Origin of the sequence: Mesorhizobium sp. B1-1-1 (assembly GCF_006442955.1) — a bacterium.
GTDB lineage: Bacteria > Pseudomonadota > Alphaproteobacteria > Rhizobiales > Rhizobiaceae > Mesorhizobium.
This window is the reverse complement of sequence record NZ_VFWW01000008.1, coordinates 358,315-369,841: the sequence shown is the minus strand read 5'-3', so window position 1 is coordinate 369,841 and position 11,527 is coordinate 358,315. Positions and strand designations below refer to the sequence as shown.

General features: G+C 62.9%; 8 protein-coding genes and 3 pseudogenes. 9 read left to right on the top strand and 2 right to left on the bottom strand.

Annotated features, from left to right (window positions below):
• Positions 1–26: 26 nt before the first annotated feature.
• From FJ986_RS19135 to FJ986_RS19125, 3 genes and pseudogenes are all read left to right on the top strand, one after another.
• Positions 27–311, top strand: a pseudogene (locus FJ986_RS19135) (fatty acid desaturase); the annotation flags it as partial.
• A 28-nt stretch (positions 312–339) separates the two neighbouring features.
• Positions 340–651: a MocE family 2Fe-2S type ferredoxin gene (locus FJ986_RS19130; protein WP_140515869.1), complete on the top strand. Its 312-nt coding sequence runs from the start codon at positions 340–342 to the stop codon at positions 649–651.
• A gap of 49 nt (positions 652–700) precedes the next feature.
• Positions 701–1,501: a 3-methyl-2-oxobutanoate hydroxymethyltransferase gene (locus FJ986_RS19125; protein WP_140557936.1), complete on the top strand. Its 801-nt coding sequence runs from the start codon at positions 701–703 to the stop codon at positions 1,499–1,501.
• On the opposite strand, the pseudogene FJ986_RS19120 reads toward FJ986_RS19125, so the two are convergent.
• Positions 1,466–1,897: pseudogene (locus FJ986_RS19120) on the bottom strand (aromatic amino acid lyase); the annotation flags it as partial. The gene FJ986_RS19125 and the pseudogene FJ986_RS19120 overlap by 36 nt on opposite strands.
• Positions 1,896–2,555 (bottom strand): annotated as a pseudogene (locus FJ986_RS19115) (ornithine cyclodeaminase family protein); the annotation flags it as partial. The pseudogenes FJ986_RS19115 and FJ986_RS19120, both read right to left, overlap by 2 nt.
• Before the next feature lie 84 nt (positions 2,556–2,639).
• On the opposite strand from FJ986_RS19115, the gene FJ986_RS19110 reads away from it, so the two are divergent.
• The 6 genes from FJ986_RS19110 to FJ986_RS19085 all read left to right on the top strand — a co-directional run bounded on the left by FJ986_RS19110 (position 2,640) and on the right by FJ986_RS19085 (position 11,401).
• Positions 2,640–4,073, top strand: a complete 1,434-nt coding sequence (locus FJ986_RS19110; RefSeq protein ID WP_140499879.1) for a DHA2 family efflux MFS transporter permease subunit — start codon at positions 2,640–2,642, stop codon at positions 4,071–4,073.
• Between the two features lie 271 nt (positions 4,074–4,344).
• Entirely contained in the window at positions 4,345–5,331 is a 987-nt protein-coding gene (locus tag FJ986_RS19105) for an ABC transporter permease (protein WP_140499878.1), read from the top strand.
• A 118-nt stretch (positions 5,332–5,449) separates the two neighbouring features.
• Positions 5,450–6,475 carry a sugar ABC transporter substrate-binding protein gene (locus FJ986_RS19100; protein ID WP_140567564.1) on the top strand — a complete coding sequence of 342 codons (1,026 nt, stop codon included), beginning with the start codon at positions 5,450–5,452 and terminating at the stop codon, positions 6,473–6,475.
• Between the two features lie 260 nt (positions 6,476–6,735).
• A complete protein-coding gene (locus tag FJ986_RS19095; protein WP_140675451.1) occupies positions 6,736–8,859 on the top strand; it encodes an SMP-30/gluconolactonase/LRE family protein in 2,124 nt (707 codons plus the stop codon).
• Positions 8,856–9,905, top strand: a complete 1,050-nt coding sequence (locus tag FJ986_RS19090) for a hypothetical protein (protein WP_140630784.1) — start codon at positions 8,856–8,858, stop codon at positions 9,903–9,905. Before FJ986_RS19095 ends, FJ986_RS19090 begins: the two co-directional genes overlap by 4 nt.
• Entirely contained in the window at positions 9,905–11,401 is a 1,497-nt protein-coding gene (locus tag FJ986_RS19085; protein ID WP_140562381.1) for a sugar ABC transporter ATP-binding protein, read from the top strand. The genes FJ986_RS19090 and FJ986_RS19085 overlap by 1 nt, the downstream gene beginning before the upstream one ends.
• Positions 11,402–11,527: the final 126 nt, after the last annotated feature.

The window sequence follows — 11,527 nt, the reverse complement described above, 5'->3', positions numbered from 1 at the left end:
CCACATGATAGTTCATGTTCCAGTAGATGAACCCGATCAGCCGGTTCATCTACTGGAACATGAACTATCATGTGGAGCACCACATGTTCCCGATGGTGCCCTATCATGCGCTGCCCAGGCTGCATGAGCTGATCAAGCACGACCTGCCCGTGCCGAACCCGTCGATGTGGCATGCCTATCGCGAGGTCTGGCCGGTCCTGCTCAGGCAGCTGAAATACGAGGACTACTACCTCAAGCGCGAGCTGCCGCCGACGGCCAGGCCCTATCGCGGCGAATTCCATGAGTTCGACATGTCGGCGGCGGCTGAATAAGGATCGCGAATGCTTGCGGGAGACAGAGATGGTCGATTGGATTGAAGCGTGTGCGGTGGACGATGTCGAGGAAGAGGATGTCATCCGCTTCGACCACGGTGGCCGAACCTTCGCGATCTATCGCTCCCCGGACAATGAATTCTTCGCCACCGACGGTTTCTGCACGCATGAGAAGGCACATCTCGCCGACGGGCTGGTGATGGACGACATCATCGAATGTCCCAAGCACAATGGCCGCTTCAACTATAAGACCGGCCAGGCCAAGGGCGCGCCGGTCTGCGTCAATCTTGCGACCTATCCGGTGAAGATCGAAGCTGGCAAGGTGATGATCGAGATCTGAAGCGCGGCACACCGATCCGGCACCGCGGCAAGCAAAAGAGGAACGTTTAATGAGCCGAAAGAGACCGACCGTCGCCGACCTGCGCGCCATGAAAGGCAAGCGTCAGCTGACCATGCTGCGCGTGCTGACCCTGGACGAAGCGGAAGCTGCCGAGCGGGCAGGGGTCGATATCGTCTCCGTGCCGCCGGAACTCGTGCTCAACCCGCAATACCGCGATGCGGCACCGAGCCTGTTCACCATGCCGGGAGACAATTTCTACGAAATCGGCACATCGGATGATTTCCTGCGTTGGGCTTTCCGGCTCTACAAGGCCGGCGCCGACGCGGTCTATTGCAGCGCGGGCTACGCCACCATCAAGCGCATGGCGGACGATGCCATCCCCGTCATCGGCCATGTCGGCCTCATTCCATCCCGCGCGACGTGGACCGGCGGCTTCAAGGCGGTAGGCAAGACCGCCGGCGCCGCCATGCAGGTGTTCGAAGCGGTGAAACAGCTCGAGGCCGCCGGCGCCATCGGCGCCGAAATCGAAGTGGTGCCGGTCGAGGTCGCCAAGGCGATCTCCGAGCGTACCTCGCTGATCATGCTGTCGATGGGCGCGGGCACCGGTTGCGACGCGCAATATCTGTTCGCCGAAGATATCCTCGGGCAGAATCGGGGCCACATGCCACGACACTCCAAGGTCTATCGCAACTTCGCCGCTGAATATGATCGGTTGCAGGCGGAGCGGGTGGCTGCATTCTCCGAATATGTCGCCGACGTCAACAGCGGCGTCTATCCCGAGGACAGGCATGTGGTGCACATGGACCCGGCCGAGCTACGCCTGTTCCTGGACAAGGTCGGTCGGGGCTAAGGTCGGCTGCCATCTGTCGCTGGCAAGCGCTGTATGCAGCGCTTCGGCTTCGATGCCGAGCGGCCGATCCTCCTTCAGCGCCGGCACCAGCGCGCGTATCGCCGTATGGATAGCGGCTATGCGCGGCGCCAGCGTCTGCCCGTCGCGCAGGTCGACGGCCTGGGCGGCCGCCATCAGTTCGAAGGCGATCAACCGGCGCCACAGTGCGATCATGGCGGCGCATTTCGAAACGGCCAGAGGCGTTTGCGTGGCATGGTCCTCGAGGTCCTAGGAGACGGGCAGGAAATCGAGCATCACCGGATTGGCCTTGTGGCGGATGGCGGCCAGGATCGATGTTACCGCCTTCTGCAGCGGCACGAAGCCGGCCGATGCGCCGCCGACCGGCGACAGGTATTTCGACCGCGCTCATCGTGCCGTAGGGCAGGACCAGCGCGCCACGCTTGATCCACTCGGTCTTCAGCAGCGGCTGCGGTTCCGGCAGCCGCGAGGCCTCGACGACGATGTCGGCGCCCTCGACGCAACTTTGCCAATCGGCCACCGCCTTGACCGGCTTGCCGAGATCGGTGGAGAGCCTGGCGGCAAAGCCGTCGCGGCTTTCCGGCCGGCGCGAATGGACACGGATCTCGTCGAAGTCGAAGAGGTGGTCGAGCAGCCGCACGTTCCAGTAGGCCGTGCCGCGCGCGCCGATATGGGCAAGCACCTTCGAATTCCTGCGCGCCAGATGCCTGGCGCCGATCGCGGTGACGGCGCCGGTGCGCATGTCGGTGATAACGGTGGCGTCTAGGATGGCGCGCGGCGCGCCGGTGCGCGGATCGAACAGATTGAGGATGCCGAATTCGGAGGGCAGGCCGTGCAGGTAGTTATCGACATAGTCGCCAACGATCTTCACGCCCGCCGCATCGAGCGGCGCCACGTAGCCGCGCAAGACATTGAAATGGCCGTGGAAAGAGGGATCAGGCTCTAGATGAACGCGCGGCTCGATCACCGTCTGGCCGTTGCCTTGTGCCACCAGGCCGGTCTTCATGCGTGCGCGTTCCTCGGCCGCCCCGTTCATCCATAACAGGCCGCGCCGCGACACGAAAGTTTGTTGGCCCTTGCCTGGACGTCGCCGGCCAAATGCTGTTCAAAGCGGTCCGTCATGACTGCCATCCCCGAGACTGAAGTTTTAGCCGACCCAGCCAGCAGTTCGCGGCGTGTGGCGCTGATCGTCGCCATTGCCTTCTTCATGCAGCTCTTGGATTCGACGATCATCTCGACGTCGCTGCCGCAGATGGGCGCCTCCTTCGGCGTGCCGGCGGTGGCGATGAGCATCGGCATCACCATCTATATGCTGACCATGGCGGTGTTCGTGCCGCTGTCGGGCTGGCTCGCCGACCGGTTCGGCGCGCGCAACATCTTCCTGATGGCGATCGCACTGTTCACGCTGGCTTCGCTCGCCTGCGGCTTCTCCGAGAATCTCACCGAGTTCGTCGCGGCGCGCGCCGCGCAAGGGCTGGGCAGCGCATTGATGACGCCGGTCGGCCGCATCCTGGTGCTGCGCAACGCGTCAAAATCGGAACTGCTCAACGCAACCGCGCTCATCACCTGGCCGGCGCTGTTCGCGCCTGTCGTTGGTCCGGTGCTTGGCGGTTTCATCACCACCTATCTCTCCTGGCACTGGAATTTCTTCATCAACATCCCGCTTGGGCTGATCGGGCTGGCGCTGGTCGCCCGCTTCATCCCCGGTGACCGTGAAGCCGATCCCAAGCCACTCGACTGGCCGGGTTTCTTCCTGACATCGGCGGGACTTGCTTGCCTTCTCTGCGGCCTCGAGCGTATCGCGCATCCCGACGACGGCGTGCTGCCGACGGTGCTGCTGGTCGCGGCAGGGATCGTCATCGGCTGGTTGGCGGTGCGGCATCTCCGGCGCGCGCCCCATCCGCTGCTCGACCTGTCCTCGTTCAAGGTGCTGACCTTCGCCATCTCGACGCTTGCGGCCGGCACCATATTCCGCGTCGCGATCAACGCCACGCCGTTCCTGCTGCCGCTTTTGTTCCAGGTCGGCTTTGGCATGAGTCCGGTCGATGCCGGCATGATGATCCTGGCCTATTTCCTCGGCAATCTCGGGATGAAGACGGTGACGACGCCGATGCTGCGCCACTTCGGCTTTCGTTCGGTGATGGTCGTCAACGGCGTCATTGCGTCCGCATCGATCATGGCCTGCGCGGCGATCTCGCCGCAGACGCCGCAGGCGCTCGTGGTGGGGCTGATGCTGATCGCCGGCCTGTCGCGTTCCATGCAGTTCACGGCGCTGAACACGCTGGCCTTCGCCGATGTCGCCGCGGCGCAGCGCAGCTCGGCGGCGACGCTGTCCTCGATGCTGCAGCAGGTGGCAATGCTGTTCGGTGTGGCGATAGCTGCGGCGATCCTCAACCTGTCGCAGATCACCAGGGCCCAGCCGGCGCTGGACCTCGTCGATTTTCGAGTCACCTTCCTGGTGATCGGCGTCATCGGGCTGGTGGCGTCGTTCCGTTTCCTGGTGTTGCCGAGGACCGCCGGCGCCGAGGTTTCCGGCCACATGGCCGGGAACTGAAATCGAATTTTCCCATCCACCGCAGGGTTAAATTCCATCTTCGCCTTGCGCCTTGGTGTCGTGCTTGCGCAAGACGCAGGGATGGCGCAAACAATTGCCAAAAGTGCTGAAGTTTCCGGGCATTGCGCCAGCATCAGCAATCAATGCGTCCACATCGCGAGTCTCGTCGGCAGTCCGTGTTTTGAACGCGGATTCATTTGACGAACCGACGTTGAGCCGATTAGCTTTCTTCCCAGGGGCGGCAGCGCTGCCGCCGGGGTGAAGACAGACAATGAACGCGATCGGTCGGCCGAGTTTCAAGAGCCTGAACCAGGAAGGTATTGTCTTTGCCATAGCGGTGATGCTGTTCATTGCCGCGGCCATAGGCCTGCCGGGCTTCATCGCTCCGAACAATCTCGTTGCCATCGTTCGTTCGGTCTCGGTACTGGGCATATTGGCATTGGGCATGGCGGTCGTCATCATTGGCCGTGGCATCGACCTCTCGGCGGTGGCGATCATGGCGATGTCGGTCGCCTGGTATCTGCAATTGATGAATTCAGGAACGCCTGACGGGCTCGCCTTCGCCTATGTGCTGGCCGGCGTGCTCGCCATCGGCCTGCTCAACGGCTTTCTCGTCGCTTACGCCGACGTGCCGGCGATCTTCGTGACGCTTGCCACCGGCTCCTTCGTCTTCGGCTATGTGCGCTCGCAACTGATCACGCAGGATGCGGTTCCGGTGCCGCAGGGCCATTGGGTGGAACTGCTTGGCGGCCTGCGCTTCCTCGACATTCCCATCGAGGTGTTCGTCTTCGCTGCACTGGCTTTCCTGTTCTTCCTGTTCCTGCGCTACACCAAATGGGGCCGCTACATCTATTTCGCCGGCGATAATCCGGTCGCCGCGCGCAACATCGGTATTCCAGTGCGGCCGATGCTGGTGCTGCGCTATGTGCTTTCCGCCTTCGTGGCGCTGATCGCCGGCCTGCTGACAGCGGCCAGCCTGCATTCGATCAACACCCGCGTCGTCAACTCGACGCTGCTCTACGACATCGTGCTGGTGGCGGTGATCGGGGGCATCGGGCTTTCGGGCGGACGAGGCGGGGTGCGAAACGTGCTGGTCGGAGCGGCGCTGATCGGCATCCTGCTCAATGCGATGACCATCATCGACATTCCGCTGCTCTACCAAAACCTGATCAAGGCGGCGATCCTGCTCGGTGCCATCATCGTCGACGGCATCATCAATCCGCGTGACGAACAGACGGCGCAGCAGGGCGACATCTAGAGCATGATCCCGAAAAGTGGGAACTTTTCGGAAAAGATCATGCTCAAACAGGAAGACTAAACCAAAGCGGACGGTTGGGGCCGGCCGTAAATAACAACGACCAACCAGAGGATGTGACATGAAACTGATCAAAACATTGATGGCCGCCGCGGCGGCGCTTGCGGTCACCGCGTTCGTGGCGCCGAGCTTCGCTGCCGACGATCCGGGCCCCGCTGCCTATGCGCAGGCACTCAAGAGCAAACGCGTCATGCTGGTGCCGCTGGCGATGGGCTTCGACCTGGCGCAGGGCTGGGCGCACTATCTGAAGACCGAAGTCGAGGCCTGGGGCGGCACGTTCGAGACGCGCGATCCGAACTGGGTCGTCGATGCCGGCGCGCAGGCGATCACCGATGCCATCTCCTCCGACACCAGGCCTGACGTGCTGATCATCCACGCGCCCGACCTCAATTCCTACTCCAAGCTGATGAAGAAGGCGCAGGCAGCCGGCACCTACGTGATCCTGGTCGACAATCCCGCCAATTTCCCGGCCGATGCCTTTGTCGGCAGCGATTGGGACCGGCTCGGCCAACTCGAGGCGGAAGCCGCGATCAAGGGCTGCGGCGAGAACTCGTCCAAAAAGATCGGCCTTGTGCAGGGCGATCAAGCGAACTCCTCCAGCCTTTATCAGTACGCCGGCATCATGAAGGTACTGGAAAAGCATCCCGAGTTTCAGGTCGTGGCCAAGCCCGACTCCAACTGGGATGCGACCACCTCGCGCAATGTCACGACGACGATGCTGCAGCAGAACCCCGACATCTGCTCGATCATCGACTTCTGGGATGGTGATGCTACTGGCGCGTCGGCCGCGATCCGTGATGCCAAGCTCGAGGGCAAGGTTTTCCTGGTCACCACCGGAGGCGGCGAAAAGGCGGCCGACTGCGACAAGCTGCAGGACGGCACTTATGGCGCGGTTGTCATGACCGACCTTGCCCGGCAGTCGGGGGACATGAACGCCATCATAAAGTTCCTGCTGCAGAGCGGCCAGCCGGCCGGCACGTCGCACACCTACATCTACACGCTGGAGAAGGCGACGACCAAGGCCGACCTCAAGCCCGACAGCTGCTGGGACCTGAAGGCGCTGCAAGCGGAAGCTGCGGCGAAGTAGGTCGCGAGTTTACGCCTGATATCAACATGGCGGCCGGGTTGTACGTGGACAATCTCCAACCTCGGCGCTGCCCCTCACCTTACCCTCTCTTCGTGAAAACGGGGAGAGGGGGGTGTCGACGCTGGAGCCTATCCCTTCTCCCCGTTCTTCACGGGGAGAAGGTGCCGGCAGGCGGATGAGGGGCAGCGGCGAAGTTGAGAATTGCTCCGGAGCGATTACCCGGCCACCTTTTTCTCTTCTCTCGCAATAGCAGTGACCTGATGTCCTTTCGCGAACGCCTCCAGGCCTGGCGCTACAATCTCGTGCCCGACCATCTGGTCGGCGAGATACTGACCAGGCGCTGGACCGACAATGCCATTCCCTTCCTGGCACTGGTGGCAACACTCGGCGTGTTCGGTTCGATCATTCCGGGCTTCTTCAAACTGACCTCGCTGCAGGAATCGACCCGCCAGCTCGGTGAATTCTCGATGGTCGTCACCGGCATGACGGTGGTGATGCTTGGCGGCGGCATCGACCTGTCGGTCGGCTCGATCTTTGCGCTGTCCTGCTTTTCGGCCGTCTATGTCTTCTTCATCCTCGAACAGTCGATCTGGCTGGCGCTGGCCGCTTCGCTTGCCGCCGGCCTCGTCTTCGGCGCCGTCAACGGCTATCTCGTCGGATACCTCAGGCTGCGCGCCTTCCTCACCACGCTGGTGACCTTCATTTTCGGGCGGGCGCTGTTCGACATCCTGGTCACCACCTATGCCGCCGATGTGCAGCTGTCCCAAGCCACCTCCGATGTGCTCGACTTCATCGGCGACGGCACCTTCTGGGGCCTGTCGGTCTCGGTGTGGTTGGCCATTATCCTCGCCATCGTCACTCATATCGCGCTGACGCGCTCGCGGCCCGGCTGGCATGTGCTGGCGGTTGGCGGCTCCCGGCGCTCTGCCCACAATGCCGGCATCCGTGTGCGCCGCACCGTGTTCATGACTTATGTCTTCTCAGGCTTCTGCGCCTCGATCGGCGGCTTCCTCATAGCTTGCCGGCTGAGCGGAGCAGGGCCGGGCACCGGCCTCAACCTCGAGATCATGGCGCTGACCGCGGCGGTGGTCGGCGGTGTCAGCCTCGGAGGCGGGCGCGGCTCGGTGATCAAGGGGCTGATGGGCGCCATCATCGTTTTGACCATGACCAACGGCCTGATCAGGCTGGGCTACGGCACCGGCACCAACCAGATGGTGCTGGGCATCATGCTGGCGGTGGCGGTGACGATCGACATCCGCTGGCTGAAGAACCGCCACAAGGTGCTGAACGAGGTCTATGTCGCGCCGGTCTATCTCAGGATGGGCGAGACGCAGTCGGCGGCGCCCGGCTCCGGCACATCCTACGAACTCGACGACAGGCTGTCGGGCGCCGACCATATCGGGCTCGGCGAACTGGAAGGACCGGAAGATGTCATTCTCGACCGTGACGACCACCTCTATTGCGGCACGCGCCATGGCGAGATCGTCCGCTTCTTCGCGCCGGGCTATGTGAAGTCGGAAGTGTTCGCTCATATCGGCGGCTTTCCGCTCGGCCTTGCCTTCGACAAATCAGGCAATCTGATCAGTTGTGTCGGCGCCATGGGGCTCTATTCCGTCTCGCCCGATCGTGAGGTCAAACGCCTGTCGGCCGAAACGTCGCGCTCCTGGACATCGGTCGTCGACGACGCACGGCTGCGCGATCCCAACGACTGCGACATAGCACCGGACGGCCGCATCTATTTCACCGACTCGACCAAGCGCTATGACGCGCATGACTGGGCGCTGGATTCGATCGAGAACCGCGCCACCGGCCGTCTTCTGGTCTATGACCCGAAGGACGGATCGACCAGGACGCTGCTCGACGGCTACCGCTACACCAACGGCGTGTGCATGGCGCATGACGGCAAGTCGCTGTTCTTCGCCGAGAGCTGGGCCTGCCGTGTGCATCGCTACTGGCTGGAAGGGCCGAAGGCCGGCACCGCCGAATGCGTCATCCGGGACATGCCGGGCTACCCCGACAACATCAACCGCGCTTCCGACGGCAATTACTGGATGGCGTGGCTCGGCATGCGCACCCCGAGCTTCGACCTGTCGCTGCGCCATCCCGACATGCGCAAGCGCATGACACGCCGGCTGCCGCAGGACGAATGGCTGTTCCCCAACATCAACACCGGGGGCGTGGTGAAATTCACGGAGGAGGGCGACATCGTCGAAGCGATGGGCGACCTCTCGGGCGGCGCGCATCCGATGGTCACCTCGATGCGCGAGCACAAGGGTTTTCTGTTCGTCGGCGGCATCCTCAACAACCGCATCGGCCGCTACAAGATCTCGGGTGCCGATCCGAACTGGACCAGCCCGGCTTCCTATTGGGGAGCAAAGCGATGATCCTCGATCCCATCCTGGATTTATTTCGCGGCAAGGCGGTGACGATCCCGCCGCTGGATGGCGCTTTCCGACCCAACACGCAGCTTGACGATGCGCCGGCGTTTGCCGAACTGACCGAACCGGACAATCTGCTGATCTCTGGCGACAAGCTGCTCGCTTCCAGCGGCAACGCCGTTTATTCGATTGCCGCCGGTACCGCGCCCAAGTTGGTCGAGACCTTTGCGTCCACCGTTACCGCGCTGGCGTTCTCGCCATCGGGTGAGCTGACGGTCGGATTGGAAAGCGGCAAGCTCCTGGTCGGCGGTAGGGATGTTTCGCTACCGGCTGGTGTCAGCTGCATCACCGCGCTCGCCTATCCCGGTGACGGCGCTCTGTGGCTGGCCAATGGTTCGGCCGAATTCGCACCATCACAATGGGCGGCCGACCTGATGAAGAAAGGCGCGTCCGGATCGCTTTGGAAGCAGGATGCGGCAGGCGGGACCTTCCGCAAGGTGGCCGGCGCCATCGCCTTTCCCTATGGGCTCCATCCCGTCGGGGGGGATGTGCTGGTGAGCGAGAGCTGGCGCCATCAGCTCATCCGCTTCGAGGCGGCAAGCGGCAGCCGCTCGACGGTGTTGACCCATCTGCCCGGCTATCCCGCGCGGCTGTCGCCGGCAGCCGATGGCGGCGCCTGGCTGACCCTGTTTGCGCCGCGCAACCGGCTGATCGAATTCGTGCTGCAGGAGACGCATTACCGTCAGGACATGATCGAGCAGGTGCCGCCGGCCTATTGGATCGCACCGGCTCTGGCCTCAAGCCGCAGCTTCCTCGAACCGCTGCAATGCGGCGGCATCCGCACGATGGGCATCCACAAGCCCTGGTCGCCGAGCCGCTCCTACGGTCTGGTGGTCAGGCTCGACCAGAAGATGCAGCCTCGGTTCAGCCTGCACAGCCGCGCCAACGGCATACGTCACGGCATTTGCAGCGTGGTTGAAAAAGATGGCGAACTGTTCGTCGCCTCGAAGGGCGGCGACTGCGTGTTGGCTGTCGATGCCGGGGGGTTTTGATGGAACCAATCGTGCGCCTGGAGAATGTCACCAAAAATTATCGCGGCGTGCCCGCGGTCAAGAATGTCAGCTTCGAATTGCGCAAGGGCGAGATCCACGCGCTGCTCGGCGAAAACGGCGCCGGCAAGTCGACGCTGACCAAGATCATCGCCGGAGTGGTCGACGCCAGTTCGGGCAAGATGTTCCACAAGGGACGCGAGATCGCTTACGCCTCGCCGCATGCGGCGCTCGAGGCGGGCATCGCAATGGTGTTCCAGGAGACCAGCCTGGTGCCGTCGATGACGGTGGCGCAGAACCTCTATCTCGGCACCGAGAAATTCCTCAACCGGCTGCGCGGCACCTACATTTCGGCGCAGCAGTTCCTGCAGTCGCTGAATTTTCCGGTCGACCCGAACGCCATGGTGGCGACGCTTGGCGCGGCCAAGCGCCAGATGGTCGAGATCGCGCGCGCCGTGCACCACAATGCCGAGATCATTATCTTCGACGAGCCGACCGCGACGTTGACGCCGGAGGAGAAGCGGCACTTCTTCGCGCTGATTCGGCGGCTCAAGGCGCGCGGCGTCTCCATCGTCTTCATCAGCCATGCGTTGGAGGAGGCGCTGCTGATTGCCGACCGCATCACCATCCTGCGCGATGGCGAGTTGGTCATCACCGACGACACGTCGGCCTTCGATCGCGACCGGATCGTTGCCGCCATGGTCGGGCGCACGCTATCGGGGCAGATCTATCGCCAGCGCGACGAGGCCAAGCTGCGCAAGGCGGGCAAGAAAGTTCTGTCGGTGCAGGACATCTCAATGAGCAATGTCGTGCGCAACAATTCGTTCTCGATCTTCGAAGGCCAGATCACCGGCGTCTTCGGGCTGATCGGCTCCGGCCGTACCGAGACGTTCAAAATCGTGTCCGGCATCTACAAACGCGATTTCCTGCGCGGCGGGGCGATCGAACTGGACGACAGGCCGGTGCGCTATCTCGTGCCGAGCGAAGCGGTGGCCGACGGCATCGTCTACGTCACGGAGGACCGCAAGAGCGAAGGTATTTTCGAGACGATGGGCATTGCCGAGAACCTGTTCGGCGGGCTGCTGGCGGCCGGCCGCGAAAAAGGCTGGGTGATCAATCAGCAGGAGATGCGCGCGCTCTCCGCCGAATGGACCAAGACGCTGAATATCAAGGCGATCAACGACAATGCGCGCGTGGTCGAGCTTTCCGGCGGCAACCAGCAGAAGGTGGTTATCGGCAAGGGGCTGGTGCAAAAGCCGCGCGTCGTCATCTTCGACGAGCCGACGCGCGGCGTCGATGTCGGCGCCATCGCCGAGATTCACCAGATCATCAACCGGCTGGCAGACGAGGGTCTGGCCGTCGTGGTCATCTCGTCCTACCTGCCGGAGATCATGAACCTGTCCGACCGGATCCTGGTCTGCCGCCAAGGCCGCATCGTCGAAGAGTTTTCGCCGGCGGAGGCGACGGAGGAGAAGATTATGTATGCGGCGGTGCATTAGAGGGTGTGTCGGTATTCAGGTGAGGCCGGCCTGCAAACGCCAGCTTGACTTGAATCTCGACATACCCTCGCGGTGCCGTTTGCGCCGCAAAAGGCGAATAGGCGAATGAAGTGAATGGATAGCGGC